Consider the following 14,626-nt stretch of genomic DNA (forward strand, 5'->3'; position numbering starts at 1 on the left):
CTGCAACAGCGGAATTTCTCCTTTCATTTCCGTTTTACCAAATCATTACAGTGCGGGTTCCGCACGCCGGGCGGCAGGCCCCCGCGCCGCCCGGCGTGCGCCGCGCGCTCGTTACGCTCGCTGTCATGCGCCCCATCGGCACCGCGACCCGCGGGACCACCAACCCGAACCGGCTCCGCCGCATGGACCGCTGGATCGCCGCCACCCACGGCCCGGCCCTGCGCCGCGCCGACCACCCCGTCGCCGTCGACCTCGGGTACGGCGCCGCGCCCTGGACCGCCGTCGAACTGCTGCACCGGCTGCGCACCGCCGAGCCGCGCACGGCGGTGGCCGGGATCGAGATCGATCCGGAGCGCGTCGCGGCGGCGAAGCCGTACGAGTGCGAGGGCCTGACCTTCCTGCACGGCGGGTTCGAGATCCCGCTCCCCGAGCGCCCCGACCTCATCCGGGCGGCGAACGTCCTGCGCCAGTACGACGAGGGCGAGGTCGCCGCGGTCTGGCAGCGGCTGTGCGCCCGCCTCGCGCCGGGCGGGCTCCTGGTGGAGGGCACCTGCGACGAGATCGGGCGCCGGCACGTATGGGTGGCACTCGGCCCCGAGGGGCCGCGCACGGTCACCTTCGCGACCCGGCTCGGCTCCCTGGACCGCCCCTCCGACCTCGCGGAACGCCTGCCCAAGGCGCTGATCCACCGCAATGTGCCGGGCGAGCCGGTCCACGCGTTCCTGCGCGACTTCGACCGGGCGTGGGCCGCGGCGGCCCCGTACGCCTCGCTGGGCGCCCGGCAGCGCTGGATCGCGGCGGTGCGCTCGCTCTCCGGCGACTGGCCGCTGGCCGACGGGGTACGGCGGTGGCGCCAGGGCGAAGTCACCGTGCGCTGGGCCGCCCTGCGCCCCAACCCGTAGCCCGGCGCACGCCGGACGGGACCGGCGGCGCGGCCTCCTGGGGGCGGTCGGGAACGGGAAGGGGACACCGTTCGTCCAGACAGAGGGGAGCAGGGGGAGGCCGAGGGGGAGCGACCGTCAGGACAGCGACCGTGCGCCCCTGTTGCTTTTCGGTACGGCATGGCACGATCTCGGCATCGGCGAAAAGTTACTGACGGTAAATCAGATTCATTCGGAGGGGAATCTCGTGAACCGACGTCACTGTGCCTCAGCCGCGATCACTCTGGTCTGCGCGCTGTCCGTACTCATCACGCCGGTCCAGGCCTTCGCCAAGCCCGCGCCCCCGTCCCCCTCCGACGGAAAGCCCTCCGGGGACGGAGCGCCGAAGAAGAGCCTCGAAGAGGTGCGCAAGGAGATCGACGCCCTGTACCGCAAGGCCGGGGCGGCCACCGACGCGTACAACCTCGCCAAGGAGAAGGCCGAGAAGCAGTCCGGCGAGATCGTGAAGCTGGCCCGCGAGATAGTCGTCGGCCAGTCGAAGATCGCCGAGCTGAAGAGCCAGGCGGGCGCCCAGGCCCGCGAGCAGTACCGCACCGGCGGGCTGCCGCCCGGCGCCCAGTTCATGCTCAGCGACGACCCGCAGCTGTTCCTGGACGGGGTGAACCGGGTCAGGGAGGGCCAGCAGGCCGCCCAGGGCGTGCTCGGCGAACTGACCAGGACCCAGCAGGACCTGGAGACGTACAGCAAGGACGCGAGCACCAACTGGAAGAAGCTCGAAGCCAACCGGGTCAAGCAGGCCGAGGCCAAGAAGAAGATCAACACCCAGATCGCCGCGGCGAAGAAGCTGGAGTCGCGCCTCAAGAAGGAGGAGCGGGCCCGCCTGCTCAAGCTGGAGCAGGAGGCCGAGTACCAGCAGCAGACGGCCTGGCTCAGCTCCGGCGCCCTGAAGGACATCAACCGCGAGGCGAGCGCCCTCGGCAAGAAGGCGGTGGCCTTCGCCACCAAGCAGATAGGCAAGCCGTACGGCTGGGGCGACGAGGGCCCCGATTCGTACGACTGCTCGGGGCTGACGTCACAGGCCTGGCTGGCGGCGGGGCGGCCGATACCCCGCACCTCGCAGGAGCAGTGGCGGCTGCTGCCGCACATCGCCATCAAGGACATGCGCCCCGGCGACCTGATCATCTACCACGGTGACGCCAGTCACGTGGGGATGTACATCGGCGACGGCGCGATCGTGCACGCCCCCCGCCCCGGCCGCAACGTCACACTGGCGGGCGCGGGCTCGATGCAGATCCTCGGCGTCGTACGCCCGGACAAGTAGCCGGGGAGGGCGGGGGCCGGCCGGGGAGCGGCAGGGGCCGCCGGGGGAAGGATCCGGGGCTGCCCGAGGAGTACGGGGCCGCCCGGGACGGGTCCGGGACCGCCCGAGGAGCGCTCGGGGCCGCCGGTGAGACCGGGCGCTCCGGTGGCCGAGGGCGAGGCGTTCCGGGTCGCCACCGGGAATCTCGCCGAGCGTCCCGCGACGCGCCTCGGGAACCTAGCCGCCCGATCCGCTCCGTCCCCGGGCCTCGCCTCTCGGCCCTCCCGCGACGCCCTCGGGCACCCCGCACCGAAGCGCCGCACCCGTCCCGGGGCGCGTACGACACCCAGGGCAGGCGACGGACCTTGTACGGCACCCAAGGGGGCAGATCGGCCCCGTACGGCATACGAAATACGACACAAGGCGGAACCCGTACGACCCGGGAGCAGAGCCCGTAGGCACCCAGCGGGACGGCCCCGTACGACACCAGGAGCGTGACCCACGGCACCCCGCACCGAAGCGCCGCACCCCGCGTGACCCGCGGCACCCCGCACCGAAGCGCCGCACCCCGCGTGACCCGCGGCACCCTTGCCCGCCGCCCCGCGTGACCTTTGTCATGCCCGGATACTCGCCCCCGCCCCGGCCCATCTCGCCGGATCCGTGACCTGACGCGGCTTATGGCTGTGCATATGCCGCAGGCCGATCCCGGAACGCCATTCCGTTCCCCCGCCGCGGACCGCTATCGTCCCCGTCTGGCGGATCGTCGATCGTCGTTCCGCCGCGCCCTCGGGGGGAGGGAAGGAAACCCGAACCGATGCCCGTACCCGTACCGCAGCAACGTACCGACTCCGCTGCGGAGGCCTCCCACGGCGCCGACCTCACCCTCCTGGTGATCGAGGACGACCCGGCGGGCACCTTCACCGTCCCCGAGCTCCCGGCCACGGCCGGGACGAGGGTACGGATCCGCACCGCCCGCAATCTGACCGAGGCGGGCCGGCTCCTCACGGACGACGTCGACTGCATCCTGCTGGACCTCGCCCTGCCCACCGGCGGCGAGACCCGCGCCGCCGGGGACGCGGCGGTGGCGGACGGACTCGCCACCCTCCAGCACGTCCTGCGGATCGCCCCGCGCCACGCCGTCCTCGCCCTCACCGCGGAGGACGACGCCGAGCTGGCCGCCGCGGCGGTACGGGTGGGCGCCCAGGACTACCTCTTCCGTGACGAACTCGACGGCCGGCTGTTCAGCCGCGCCATCCGGTACGCCGTCGAGCGCAAGCGCGCCGACATCGCCCAGCGACGCCTCACCGAGTCCACGCTGCGCGCCCAGGAGAACGCCCGCCTCGAACGCGGTCTGCTCCCCACACCGCTGCTCGAAGGCTCCGATCTGCGCTTCGCGGCCCACTACCGGCCGGGCCGCAGCCGCGCGCTGCTCGGCGGGGACTTCTACGACACGGTCCGTACGCCCGACGGCACCGTCCATGTGATGATCGGCGACGTCTGCGGGCACGGCCCCGACGAGGCGGCGCTCGGCGTGGAGCTGCGCATCGCGTGGCGGGCGCTGACCCTGGCCGGGCTCTGCGGGGACGAACTGCTCTCCACCCTCCAGCAGGTCCTGGAGCACGAGCGGGAGAGCGAGGAGATCTTCGCGACGCTCTGCACCGTCGACATCGCCCCCGACGGCCGGAGCGCCGGGCTCTGCCTGGCGGGCCACCCCGCCCCGCTGATCGCCCGGCACGGACGGACCGCGCAGCTCCTCCCGCACGAGGACGGCGGGCCTGCGCTGGGCCTGCTGCCGCACAGCGCCCTCTGCGGAGCCCCGCGGACCGGGGGCACCCCCTGGCCCCGCCGCCGGGTGGAGCTGGGCGGCGACTGGAGCCTGATGCTGTACACGGACGGGCTGATCGAGGGGCGGGTGGGCCCGGCCGGCACCCAGCGGCTGGGGCAGGACGGCATGGTCGAGATGATCAACCGGCAGCTGGCGGAGGGGCTCACCGGCGAGGATCTCCTGACGGCCGCGGTCACCGAGGTGCGGGAGCTGAACGGCGGCGAACTCACCGACGACGTCGCGGTCCTCCTGCTCGACCGCGACGAGGAACACGCCCGCCACCGGACCGGGGAGCAGCCGCTCGACCGGGCCCCCGACGGCGACCGGGGCCGGAGCATCCCGCGCCCCCGCCCCGGATCGGCATCACCCACGGCCCCCGTGAGCACCGCGCACGCTCAGCGCCCGCCGTTGTAGGGCCCGTACGGTCCGTCGCTGCTGGAGCCGCCGCGCCGGCCGCCGCCCGAGACCGCCTGGAGCGCGGGCCGCACGTCCACCAGGAAGACGATGGAGGCGACCGCGCCGGCGAGCTGGAGGAACAGCATCGGCACGAAGAGGTTCACGACGACGGTGATGCCGAGGATGAGCAGCCAGAAGGACTTCTTCTGCTTGTTCGCGGCCAGGTAGGCGTCCTCACGGGCCATCGCGGCCATGATCAGCGCGACCACGGCCAGCACGAGCATGACCATGTAGAGCAGCCAGACGAGCGTGCTGAATCCTGTGAGCAACATGGTGTGTGCACCGCCTAATGAGTGGATGAGTGCCTCGCGGCCAAGGTACCGGGACAACGGGCCGGGCACTCCTGAAGGTGCCCGGCCCGCGCCCACCGCACACAGCGGCGCCGCGGCCCCGTCGAGGGGAACGCGGCGCCGGAGTGCTACTTCGTGCCGGGCGGGGTGGTCTTCTTCGCCGCGGGCTTGCGCACGGGTGCCTTGCGGGCGGGCGCGGCCGGGGCCTTGCTCTCCGTCCTGGCGGCCTTCGGCGCGGGCTTCGGCGCGGGAGCGGACTTCGCCGGGGCGGGCTTGGCCGCCGGGGCGGTCCGGGTGCTGCCCGCGGGCTTGGTCTCCTTGCGCGGCTCGACGACGACCGCGATCTCGACGATCTCGTCGGCCGTCTCGCCACGCCAGTTCTTCACGGTCTGCTCGCCACGCTCGGCGACCTTCTCGTACGTCTCCCGGGCCCGCACCGCGTACTCCGCGGCCATGCCCAGGCTCCGCAGCGCCAGGTCCTGCGCGTTCTCGCCCAGCTTGCGCAGGTCGCTGTCGAAGGACCCGATCACCTCGGTGACCTTGGCCTGCACGGAGGCCTGCGCCTCCTTGGCCTGCGAGGCCATCTTCTCCTGCACGGCCTTGGGGTCGGCATTGCGCACGGCCTCGATGCGCTCCGGCGCCTCGGCGCGCAGCTGGTCGATCAGCGCCGGGACCTTGCGCGCCTGCTCGACGGCGAGATCGGCCGTACCGGCGGCGAAGTAGAGGGGGGTCGGGTCGGTGAGGGTCTTGCGCAGGTCATCGGTGATGGCCATGACTGTGGTCCTCCCGGATCATCAGACTCAGTGTGAGGGTTTCTCTGGCGTTGAAGGCGTAGAAGACGCCGGGGGCGTAGAAGGCTCCGAGGGCGTCGCGGGCCCTGCGGCCCCCGTCGGCCCCGCGGACTTTTCCGGCCTTGCGGGCCCTGACGGCTCCGAAGACTCCGAGGGCTCGGAAGGCGCGTCCGTACCGGCGCCCGGCCCTGGTTCGCCGCCGGTCTCGGATCCGGCCGCGACGCCGGATTCCGGTCCGGGCTCGAACCCGTTCTCCCTGCGGAAGGAGTCGTAGATCTGCAGCAGAACACTCTTCTGCCGCTCGTTGATCGACGGATCGGCCAGAATCACCGCCCGTGTCTCCAGCTCCTCCCGCTCCCGCTCGTCCAGGATCCCGGCCCGTACGTAAAGGGTCTCGGCGGAGATCCGCAGCGCCTTGGCGACCTGCTGCAGAACCTCGGCGCTCGGCTTGCGAAGCCCGCGCTCGATCTGGCTGAGGTAGGGATTGGACACCCCGGCGGCATCGGCGAGCTGCCGCAGCGACAGCTGCGCGTTGCGCCGCTGCTCGCGCAGGTACTCACCGAGATTGCCGACGTTGAGTGATGCCATGCCCCGATGGTGCGCCACCCTTGCTAACTTTTGCAAGCAGCCGCTTGCAAAAGTGCGCCACACCACTCCCCTGGCGGTGTGACCACGCGCGGCAGTCGGCACTTCGCAGACACGAACGCCAACAACGACGGTGCTTTTTCTGGGCCGAGGACGCCGAGTCGCAACTCCACTTCGGACTCCGCGATGCCGGCTCCCGTTCCGGCACCCGCGCCGCAGACCTCCGCGAAGTGATCCGCCATCTCGGCTTCGCCTGCCCCGAAGAGCCGGTCGCGTCGGGCGACTACCTGGCCGTGCCGGCCGCCTTCGCACTCGCCGAGCACCTCACCGGCATCCGCGTGCCCCCGGCCTCCACCCGGGACACCACTTTCATCTGCGGCACCGCCGAGATCCGCTGACGTACTGGGCCGAGTGGTGAGCCGGACACACCGTGACTCAGCGGGCCGCTCGGCCCGTCCGGCCGAGCGGGTGCTCAGCCACGGCATCAGGTCAGTGGAACCAGACGACGAGACGCACGTTCTCCGCGCCATGGACTTCGCTGAGTACGCGCATGACGCTCCACACCCGGCCCCAGTCGCTGCCGGCCCCAGCGGCCGAGGCGCGGCTTCGTGTGCCAGAGGCATCTGTCTCCTGCCAGTCGACTTCGGCCAGCTCGGCCCAGGTCAGCCACGTGGTCCCGTGTACATCGTCAGGACCGCCGTACGCGGCGAAATCGCCATGCAACCCATCCGAGGCGTCATGCGGGAAGCCACGCCCCTCAGCCAGGGGGCGAAAGCCGAAGGAATTTCGCACTCCAAAGAGACAGGCCAAACCATCGTAGGAATTGCCCCTGTTGAGCAGGAACAGGTCGATGGCGGCTTGCCACACGGAATCCTCGTCGTCGGGACCCCACAGCCGAGCTCCCGGACGGCATTCGATCATTCCAATGACATCGGTAGACATACCGAAATCCTGCCAGCGCGGCCCGGAAGCCGACACCTGCATTCTTCGCGGCGAGGCCGGAACGCATGTCCTGGTATTCGATGAATGCGGCCACCCAGCCGCCGTATGAAGGGAGTCGCGGTCAGGGGCGGGAGGAGATGCCTGAATCGCCCTGGGCGTCCCGCGCGGTCGAGTGGGGGAAAAAACGATCTCGGGATTGTCCTTGGTCGGGCCGTCGGGCAACGGCTGTTTCCTGCACAGCAGTCGGCGAAGCGGTCGGCTCAGTTGGTCCGGCGTGAAGGAGACGTCTGCGGCACGGCCCTCGGCAGTGGGCGGGAAGGTGGTGGGGCCGACCCTCCCTCAGGCCGCTTGGGGCAGGGTGCCCTTGCCGGGGAAACCGACGCGGGGCCCGACACCGGGTCCGACCCGGTCCGGGGCGGCTCCGGGGCAGCAGGCGACAACAGAGTCCGACCCGGCAGAGGATGCACCACGTTGCGGAGCGAACCCACTGGTGAGCCTCACCCTGCGGAGCTGTCTTCCCAGCCGGCTCCCAGGTACGACGGCGTCGCGAACCAGCCGTTACGGAGGGGAGCGCGAGGCCGAGGTGGTGCCGCCCCGGCCGTCGCGTCGGCGCTGTCCGGGTCGGGGCCGTGCAGGACGACGTCCAGCGTGCCGAGTCACCGTCGTGCGGGGCGGCCACGACGGAACCGCGCGGGGCCCGGCGCCCCTCCCTGACTTACAAGATCAGGGATTCACAGGATCACGCAGGATGACGGAGACCAGGACCATGACCGAGACAGCCGCCCGCTACCTCTACCTCGCCCGGCACGGTGAAGCTTCGGAAGACGAGACGACCCTGACGGAGAACGGCCGCCGCCAGGCCGTCCTGCTCGGGGAGCGGCTCCGCAGCGCCCCGCTCACGGCGATCCACCACGGGCCGCTCCCCCGGGCTCGGCAGACCGCCGAGCTGATCGGCGCGCAGCTCGACGGCGTACCGCTGCACCAGTCGGAGACGGCCGGGGACTACGTTCCCCATCTGCCCGCGCGGGAGGAGCTGCCGCCGGATGCGGCCGACGCGCTGCTCGGCTTCGTCGCCCAGGCCCCGGAGGAGGAGCGCGTTCAGGGGCCGGCGCTGGCCCGGGAGGCACTCGCGGCGTTCACGGGGCCGGTCGAGGGGGACCGGCCCCGCCATGAGCTGGTCGTCACGCACAACTTCCTCATCGGCTGGCTGATACGGGCCGCCCTCGACGCGCCGGAGTGGCGCTGGATGGGCATCAACCACAGCAACGCGGCCCTGTCGGTCATCCGTTACGCGCCCGGCAGGCCGTCCTCCGTGCTGTTCTACAACGATATGCGGCACCTGCCCGACGAACTGCGCTGGACCGGCTTCCCGCCCGAACTCCGCGTCTGACGCCCGAGGGCCGTCCCATCGGGCCGCTGCCCCGGCCACCGGGCGGGCGATGGGACGGCCCTGGTGCGGGGCCGTCGGACGGCCACCGGACGGAAGAGGGGCCGGGGCTCGGAGAGGTACCGGCCGAACGGGCCGGGGCGTACGCGGACTTCGGCGGAAGCACGTCGTTCCTTCGGCGCGGTCCTCCCCCTCTACGATCGCTGCACGATCTCAGAGAGGCAGGCACGGCATGAAGGTCCTGATCGCCGGAGGCGCGGGATACATCGGCAGCACGATCGCATCCGCCTGCTCGGACGCCGGGATCACCCCCGTCGTCCTGGACAGCCTCGTCACGGGCAGACAGGAATTCACCCACGGACGGGTCTTCCGCAAGGGAGACATCGCGGACGGCCCGCTGATCGACCGGATCTTCGCCGAGCACCCGGACATCGACGCCGTCGTCCACTGCGCGGCGCTGATCGTGGTCCCGGAATCGGTCGCCGACCCGGTCGGCTACTACCGGGCGAACGTGGCGAAGAGCCTGGAGTTCGTCGGCCATCTGCTGCGCAACGGCTGCACCCGCATGATCTTCAGCTCGTCCGCCTCCATCTACGCCGCCGGCGCGGATCTGACGGTCGACGAGAACTCGCCCCTGGACCCGCAGAGCCCGTACGCGCGCACCAAGACGGTCTGCGAGGCGATGTTCGCCGACATCGCCGCCGCCCATCCACTCCGGGTGCTCTCCCTGCGCTACTTCAACCCGATCGGAGCGGACCCGAAGCTGCGTACGGGCCTTCAGCTGCGGCGTCCCAGCCACGCCCTGGGCAAGATGCTCCAGGCACAGGAGGAGGGCGTCCCGTTCCAGGTCACCGGGACCGACTACCCCACCCGCGACGGCTCCGGCATCCGGGACTACGTCCACGTCTGGGACCTGGCCACCGCGCATGTGGCCGCGCTCCGCGCCTTCGACACCCTCCTGCCGGAACGGGGAGCGGAAGGAGGAGCCGAACCGGCACCGGGCTCGGCGCCCGGGGCGGCGACCGGCGCCGCCACCATCAACCTCGGCACCGGTACGGGCACCACCGTCCGCGAACTCCTCGACGCCTTCAACGAGGTGACCGGCACCCCCGTCCCGGCCGTCGACGCCCCGGCGCGGCCCGGCGATGTCGCGGGGGCGTACACCCGGAGCGACCGGGCGGAGCGACTGCTCGGCTGGCGGCCGCGGTACTCGCTGGCGGAGGGCATCCGCCACTCCCTGGCCTGGGCGGCCGTACGCGAGGACATGCTCGACGGCCCCGCGTAGCCCCCGCGATCGCGTAGCCCGCGCAGCACCGGCCCGCGTAGCCCCCGCAGTCGCGTAGCCCGCGTAACACCGCCCCGCGTAGCCCCCGCGATCGCGTAGCCCGCGTAACACCGCCCCGCGTAGCCCGACGGACGAGCGCGGGAGCAGTCGCGGGCCACGCGCGCGCACCCGTGGAAGCGGGCGCGAGCGGGTCGGCGAAGGCCGGTGGCAGTTCGGCCACGGGCCCCGGGAGGCGTGCCGAAGGGCCTTAGGATCCGGCCATGGCTATCGACCCCGGCTACACCTGCTCCCGCTGCGGCGAACACCACGCGGAACTCCCGATGGGGTACTCGACCATGGCGCCCGACGTCTGGGACGCGAGCCTGGAGAGCGACCCCGACAGCATGCTCTCCTCCGACCAGTGCATCGTCAGACACGAGCACTACTTCATCAAGGGCCTGATCGAGATACCCGTGTTCGGCAGCGAGGAGCCGTTCTCCTGGGGGGTCTGGGTCTCGCTGAGCCGGGAGAACTTCGCCCGCGCCCTCGATGTGTGGGCGACCCCCGGCCGCGAGTCCGAGCAGCCGTACTTCGGCTGGCTGAGCACCGAGCTGGGGCTGTACTCGCCCCGCACGACCAACCTCAAGACGAACGCCCACACCCGCCCCATCGGCCTGCGCCCCCGCATCGAGCTGGAGCCCACCGACCACCCGCTCGCCGTGGAACAGCGCACCGGCATCACCCGGGACCGGGTGCGCGAGATCGCCGAAGCGGTGCTGCACGCCGACGACGTCCGGGGCTGAACCCCCCGCGTCCGGGCGGCGCCCGGCGGTCGATGCCCGGCGGTCGGTACCCCGCGGTCCCGCCCGGCGGGCCGTCCCGGTCCGACGAGGCGGCAAGCGTCCAGGACGCGCCTTTCCCCGTACATGTTCGCGCCCCTGGCCGGTTGCGTCTCCGGGGCACCCCGAGCGGACGGTGGCGCGGGTGGGTGTCACGCGGGGACGGGGCGGCCGATGCCTGCCCGGCCCCCTCAGCGACTATGCATTGAGCGTATACCTTGCATGTATAGTTCCGGCACATGGCACTTCTGACCGCATTGCGCCGCGACACCCCCGGCACCGTGCTGACCGCGACCGCCGTCTTCGGACTGCTGCTCGGCTGGGCAACGTACGGCCTGCACGGAATAACGCCCCTGTTGGACCGGGCGACCAACTCGTCGTCCACCTGGATCATCTGGACTGCCGCGGCCGGTGCGCTGATCCGTGTCCGGTGGCTCGCCGTCTGGAGCGGGGCGCTGATGATGCTCGCCACCTGCTGCGGCTACTACACGGCGTCCGCCCTTGGAGGCACCTTCGGGAGCGGAGGGCTCGGAACCGCCGCGGTGTGGTCGGTGGCCGGACTGACCGGAGGTCCCCTGCTGGGATGGGCGGGGTGGACCGTACGACACGCGCGGGGCGACCTGCGAGCGGTCGCCGGGGCCGTTGTCGCCATGGTGGTGCTGGGCGAGGGGCTCTGGCTGGGGCTGGCGCTCCGCTACTGGGAAACAGCGGTCGTCTTCCTGACCGCCGGCGTGCTGCTCGCCGCCCTCCTGACCGTCTACCTGGCGCGCACCGGGGCGCGCCGCTACTGGCTGTGCGCCATGCTCGCCCCCGTGGGCGGTCTCGCCTTCTACCTCGCCGAGAAGGGCATCCTCAACAACCTGATCGGTTCGGGATGACTTCGTCCGGCCCCTCACCCGTCGAACGCGCCGGTCACAGCCACGCGTCGACGGCCGCTACGAGGACGGTCGCCCCGTAGCGGACCGAGGGCCCGTCGCACCTCGTGGCCACGGACCGGTGCCTTCCGGGACGGTCGACGCCGCACTCGACCGCCTGCCGCGCCTCGGGGTCCCGCGGGCCGGACTCGGTTGGCCGGCCGCCGCGCGAGCCGAGTTCCGCATTGCGCGCCCGTCAGATCTCCATGTGCCACCAGGCGAGATCGTCTCGCGTGGGAGATCCGCTTCCGGTACGCGCCCTAGTCCTGGTCGCCGAGCCCCGTGCGCAGCTGTACGAAGGCCAGTTCGGCGGACTCGACGGCGCTCGGGTACACCTGTTCCGCGCTCTCGCCCGCGTCGATCCGCCGCCAGTTCTCCAGGGCCAGGACGCGCAGTACGGCGATGATCTGGCCCGCGGCCAGCCTGTCCCGCACCCGGTCGCCCAGCGCCCGCGCGAGGGCCGCCTCCGAGCGGCCCTGGTAGGCGTACAGACGGGCCACCAGGGACGGCGTGCCGTACAGCAGCCGCTGGTACGCCAGGACCGCGGGCACATCGCAGAGTCCGGTCACCGGGTCGCCCCGCTCCAGGCCGTCCAGGAAGTTGCGGCGCAGCGCGTCCAGGGGGGACTCGCCGTCCGCGCGGGCGGCGACCACCCGGGCCGACTCGTCCTCGTGGTCGGCGAACCGGTGCAGGACCAGGTCCTCCTTGGCCGGGAAGTACCGGAACAGGGTCGGCTTCGAGATGTCGGCCGCGGCCGCCACCTCCGCCACCGAGACCTTGTCGAAGCCCCGTTCCAGGAACATCGCGATCGCGGCTTCGGAGACCGCCTCGTAGGTCAGCTGCTTCTTCCGCTCCCGCAGGCTCATCCGCTCCTGCCCGGGGTTCTCTCCGTCCATGGCCATGAAGCGTACGCCCGGCCCCGGCCGGACCCGGTGCCCGCGCCGCGCCGTCATCGGCCGCGTGACCTGCGCCGGGGCCTCAGGCGCGGGTACGGGAACGGGAGCCGGGACGCGCCCGTTCCCGCACCAGCGCCTCGATCCCGTCCAGAACCCGCTCCAGCCCGAACCCGAACTCGTCGTCGGGCTCGCTCGGCACGCCCAGCGCTCCGGACTCCAGCAGCCGGGAGAGCGCGGGGTGGCGTACGGGGTCGACGAGCCTGCCCAGGATGCGGGCGTGACCGTCCGTCACCTCCTGCGCGGGAACGCCGCGTGCCGCCACGGCGGCGGCGAGATCGCCCATCAGCAGCGCCTCGTTCCGGACGAACCCGTTGACGAGGAGGATCACGGAGACCTTCTCGCCCGCCTCCAGGCCGGTGCCTTCGAGCGCCTGGAGGCCCTGCTCCCACCAGGCGACCGAGTTGGGGCTGACGGGCGGACCCGAGACGGGGATGCGGAGCATCCACAGATTGCGGTGGAACACCCGGCGCTGGGCGCACGCCCACCGCGCGAGCGCCTCCCGCCAGCCGGTGCCGCGCTCCGGCGCGGGCAGCGGGGGCGGCGGGCCCATCGCCGCCTCCTGCATCAGGACGTACAGCTCGTCCTTGGCGGAGACGTACCGGTAGAGCGACATCGTCGAGGCCCCCAGGTCCTTGGCGACCCGCCCCATCGACACCCCGGCGAGCCCCTCGGTCGCCGCCACCGCCACCGCGGCGTCCACGATCCGCGCCAGGCTCAGCCCCGGCTTCGGACCCTTGACCGGCCGCGCCCGCAGGCCCCAGGCGGCCTCGATACTGGCCGGCAGGCCCGTATCCCCCGACGAGCCCCGCGCTTGCGTCACCCGAACCCCCACCTTCCCTCGAATCCATCCTAGGGACGCGCCCCGCGTACACAGATCTGCGTACGCGGCACACAGCAGGACGATGGCCGGGAAGCGTCGGCGGCGGGTGTCAGAACATGTCCGGGCACCAGGCGCGGCGCGCCGCCCGGAACATTCCCTCCGCCACCGCCACCGCGCCCGGGGTGAGTTCCTCGACGCGGCCCAGGGCCGCGAGCCGGGCCGGGGACTCGTCGCCGAGGTAGAGGGTGCCCAGTTCCCGCACGTCCAGCGCGAGATCGGCGGCGGCCGTGGTGCGGGCGCAGCTCGCGCCGGAGGGGGAGCCTTCGAGGCGGTAGCGGCCGCCGGACAGGCCCGCGGCGTCACGGACGTCGAGGGTGAGCGTGCCGGGCACCGCGTAGGTGCGGGCCTCCAGGGCGCGTACGACGTCCAGGACGCGCACCCACAGCCAGTCCGCCTGGGTCACGATGCGCGCCGCGCGCGGATCCGGGAGGAGGAGCGGCAGCAGGTCGTCGGGGGCGCGGTAGCCGGAGCGGACCGTGGTGACCCAGTCGATCGAGCAGACGAAGTGCCACAGCGCGCGCTCGGCGGCCGGGGTGACGGCGATCTGTCCGGCCACCGTGAGCGTCTGGAGCGGCTGCTTGGCGTCGCCCCAGTGGGTGTCGGAGCGGTAGACGACCAGGCCGTCGACCTCGCCGGAGGCGTTGCTGTAGACCGCGAAGAAGGGCTCCTTCCACGGCTCCGGGCCCGGCTGGACCGCGCCGGTGTTCACGTCCCACCAGCGCGCGTCCCGGTTGATCACGCCGTGCTGCCGGGCGCGCAGCCGTTCGTGCAGGGCCGGGCCCAGCTTGCGTACGTCCGCGGCGCTCACCAGGTCGATCCGGCCGCCGTCCGACGCGGGCGGGCCCGCCCAGCGCGGGTCGAGGCCCGCCCTCGGCACGTCGATCTCCCACTCGGTGGTCCAGGCCGCCGGGCCGAAGCCGTACCGCCCGTAGATCGGGTACTCGGCGGCGATCAGCGTGGCGACCGCCTCACCGCGCTCCTTCGCCGCCGCGAGGTCCGTGGCCGTCATCCGGCTGAGCAGCCCGCGACGGCGGTGCGTGGGCGACACCGTGACGTTGGAGATCGCGTCGGCCGGCACCGTGGCGCCGCCGACGACCGTGAGTTCCTGGGCGAAGGAGCGGAACGTCGCCACGCACCGCCCGTCCTCGAACGCGCCCTGCGCACGGGCGAGATCGGTGTACGGAAGGCGCTGTTCCGCCTCCTGTTCCGTATCCGTCGGCGCGTGCAGGAATCCGGTGTGCTTGGCGCGCAGCCAGTCGGGGAATTCGGCGGCGGTGATCGTGCGGACGTCAGGAGCCATACGGGTCACGCTAGGC

15 protein-coding genes are annotated in these 14,626 nt (G+C 72.3%); 8 read left to right on the forward strand and 7 right to left on the reverse strand.

Translation table 11 applies throughout. The annotated features are described in order from the left end of the window. Window positions 1–125: 125 nt before the first annotated feature. From ACFVFH_RS25095 to ACFVFH_RS25105, 3 genes are all read left to right on the forward strand, one after another. A complete protein-coding gene (locus ACFVFH_RS25095) occupies window positions 126–902 on the forward strand; it encodes a class I SAM-dependent methyltransferase (RefSeq protein ID WP_383772515.1) in 777 nt (258 codons plus the stop codon). Window positions 903–1,128: 226 nt separating this feature from the next. Then, complete coding sequence (locus tag ACFVFH_RS25100; protein ID WP_383772517.1) at window positions 1,129–2,202, forward strand: C40 family peptidase; 1,074 nt, start codon at window positions 1,129–1,131, stop codon at window positions 2,200–2,202. Window positions 2,203–2,995: 793 nt separating this feature from the next. Then, complete coding sequence (locus ACFVFH_RS25105; protein ID WP_383772519.1) at window positions 2,996–4,420, forward strand: PP2C family protein-serine/threonine phosphatase; 1,425 nt, start codon at window positions 2,996–2,998, stop codon at window positions 4,418–4,420. On the opposite strand, the gene ACFVFH_RS25110 is transcribed toward ACFVFH_RS25105, so the two are convergent. The 3 genes from ACFVFH_RS25110 to ACFVFH_RS25120 form a co-directional block, all read right to left on the reverse strand. After that, window positions 4,402–4,734: a DUF2516 family protein gene (locus ACFVFH_RS25110; RefSeq protein WP_383772521.1), complete on the reverse strand. Its 333-nt coding sequence runs from the start codon at window positions 4,732–4,734 to the stop codon at window positions 4,402–4,404. The two genes, ACFVFH_RS25105 and ACFVFH_RS25110, sit on opposite strands and share 19 nt — an antisense overlap. Window positions 4,735–4,880: 146 nt before the next feature. Continuing rightward, window positions 4,881–5,525: a hypothetical protein gene (locus ACFVFH_RS25115; protein WP_383772523.1), complete on the reverse strand. Its 645-nt coding sequence runs from the start codon at window positions 5,523–5,525 to the stop codon at window positions 4,881–4,883. 27 nt (window positions 5,526–5,552) lie between these two features. After that, on the reverse strand, window positions 5,553–6,131 hold the full coding sequence (locus tag ACFVFH_RS25120; RefSeq protein WP_383772525.1) for a helix-turn-helix domain-containing protein: 579 nt from the start codon (window positions 6,129–6,131) through the stop codon (window positions 5,553–5,555). Between ACFVFH_RS25120 and ACFVFH_RS25125 the strand changes: the two genes are divergently transcribed. Then, a complete protein-coding gene (locus tag ACFVFH_RS25125) occupies window positions 6,125–6,526 on the forward strand; it encodes a DUF6461 domain-containing protein (RefSeq protein WP_383772527.1) in 402 nt (133 codons plus the stop codon). The genes ACFVFH_RS25120 and ACFVFH_RS25125 overlap by 7 nt on opposite strands. 91 nt (window positions 6,527–6,617) lie before the next feature. Here ACFVFH_RS25125 and ACFVFH_RS25130 read toward each other — a convergent pair whose 3' ends face one another. Next, window positions 6,618–7,070, reverse strand: a complete 453-nt coding sequence (locus ACFVFH_RS25130) for a hypothetical protein (protein WP_383772529.1) — start codon at window positions 7,068–7,070, stop codon at window positions 6,618–6,620. 766 nt (window positions 7,071–7,836) lie between these two features. Between ACFVFH_RS25130 and ACFVFH_RS25135 the strand changes: the two genes are divergently transcribed. The 4 genes from ACFVFH_RS25135 to ACFVFH_RS25150 all read left to right on the forward strand — a co-directional run bounded on the left by ACFVFH_RS25135 (window position 7,837) and on the right by ACFVFH_RS25150 (window position 11,438). Next, window positions 7,837–8,460 carry a histidine phosphatase family protein gene (locus ACFVFH_RS25135; protein ID WP_383772531.1) on the forward strand — a complete coding sequence of 208 codons (624 nt, stop codon included), beginning with the start codon at window positions 7,837–7,839 and terminating at the stop codon, window positions 8,458–8,460. Window positions 8,461–8,689: 229 nt separating this feature from the next. Continuing rightward, the gene (locus ACFVFH_RS25140) at window positions 8,690–9,742 is read left to right on the forward strand and encodes an NAD-dependent epimerase/dehydratase family protein (RefSeq protein WP_383772533.1); all 1,053 of its coding nucleotides are present in this window, start codon (window positions 8,690–8,692) and stop codon (window positions 9,740–9,742) included. A gap of 260 nt (window positions 9,743–10,002) precedes the next feature. Further along, a complete protein-coding gene (locus tag ACFVFH_RS25145) occupies window positions 10,003–10,524 on the forward strand; it encodes a DUF2199 domain-containing protein (protein WP_383772535.1) in 522 nt (173 codons plus the stop codon). A 275-nt stretch (window positions 10,525–10,799) separates the two neighbouring features. Beyond that, window positions 10,800–11,438 (forward strand): DUF6518 family protein, encoded by a 639-nt coding sequence (locus tag ACFVFH_RS25150; RefSeq protein ID WP_383772537.1) that lies wholly within the window; start codon window positions 10,800–10,802, stop codon window positions 11,436–11,438. Window positions 11,439–11,734: 296 nt separating this feature from the next. On the opposite strand, the gene ACFVFH_RS25155 is transcribed toward ACFVFH_RS25150, so the two are convergent. From ACFVFH_RS25155 to ACFVFH_RS25165, 3 genes are all read right to left on the reverse strand, one after another. Beyond that, entirely contained in the window at window positions 11,735–12,376 is a 642-nt protein-coding gene (locus ACFVFH_RS25155) for a TetR family transcriptional regulator (protein ID WP_383772539.1), read from the reverse strand. Window positions 12,377–12,452: 76 nt separating this feature from the next. Next, window positions 12,453–13,250 (reverse strand): TetR/AcrR family transcriptional regulator, encoded by a 798-nt coding sequence (locus ACFVFH_RS25160; protein ID WP_383772541.1) that lies wholly within the window; start codon window positions 13,248–13,250, stop codon window positions 12,453–12,455. 109 nt (window positions 13,251–13,359) lie between these two features. Then, on the reverse strand, window positions 13,360–14,610 hold the full coding sequence (locus ACFVFH_RS25165) for a GNAT family N-acetyltransferase (protein WP_383772543.1): 1,251 nt from the start codon (window positions 14,608–14,610) through the stop codon (window positions 13,360–13,362). Window positions 14,611–14,626: the final 16 nt, after the last annotated feature.

The sequence above is a fragment of the Streptomyces sp. NPDC057697 genome (assembly GCF_042799335.1).
Taxonomy (GTDB): domain Bacteria; phylum Actinomycetota; class Actinomycetes; order Streptomycetales; family Streptomycetaceae; genus Streptomyces.

Coding starts and splice junctions, on each gene's coding strand:
- ACFVFH_RS25135 (WP_383772531.1), top strand. CDS start 7,837: ATGACCGAGACAGCCGCCCGCTACCTCTACCTCGCCCGGCACGGTGAA.
- ACFVFH_RS25125 (WP_383772527.1), top strand. CDS start 6,125: ATGCCATGCCCCGATGGTGCGCCACCCTTGCTAACTTTTGCAAGCAGC.
- ACFVFH_RS25165 (WP_383772543.1), bottom strand. CDS start 14,610: ATGGCTCCTGACGTCCGCACGATCACCGCCGCCGAATTCCCCGACTGG.
- ACFVFH_RS25120 (WP_383772525.1), bottom strand. CDS start 6,131: ATGGCATCACTCAACGTCGGCAATCTCGGTGAGTACCTGCGCGAGCAG.
- ACFVFH_RS25110 (WP_383772521.1), bottom strand. CDS start 4,734: ATGTTGCTCACAGGATTCAGCACGCTCGTCTGGCTGCTCTACATGGTC.
- ACFVFH_RS25145 (WP_383772535.1), top strand. CDS start 10,003: ATGGCTATCGACCCCGGCTACACCTGCTCCCGCTGCGGCGAACACCAC.
- ACFVFH_RS25155 (WP_383772539.1), bottom strand. CDS start 12,376: ATGGCCATGGACGGAGAGAACCCCGGGCAGGAGCGGATGAGCCTGCGG.
- ACFVFH_RS25105 (WP_383772519.1), top strand. CDS start 2,996: ATGCCCGTACCCGTACCGCAGCAACGTACCGACTCCGCTGCGGAGGCC.
- ACFVFH_RS25140 (WP_383772533.1), top strand. CDS start 8,690: ATGAAGGTCCTGATCGCCGGAGGCGCGGGATACATCGGCAGCACGATC.
- ACFVFH_RS25115 (WP_383772523.1), bottom strand. CDS start 5,525: ATGGCCATCACCGATGACCTGCGCAAGACCCTCACCGACCCGACCCCC.
- ACFVFH_RS25095 (WP_383772515.1), top strand. CDS start 126: ATGCGCCCCATCGGCACCGCGACCCGCGGGACCACCAACCCGAACCGG.
- ACFVFH_RS25130 (WP_383772529.1), bottom strand. CDS start 7,070: ATGTCTACCGATGTCATTGGAATGATCGAATGCCGTCCGGGAGCTCGG.
- ACFVFH_RS25150 (WP_383772537.1), top strand. CDS start 10,800: ATGGCACTTCTGACCGCATTGCGCCGCGACACCCCCGGCACCGTGCTG.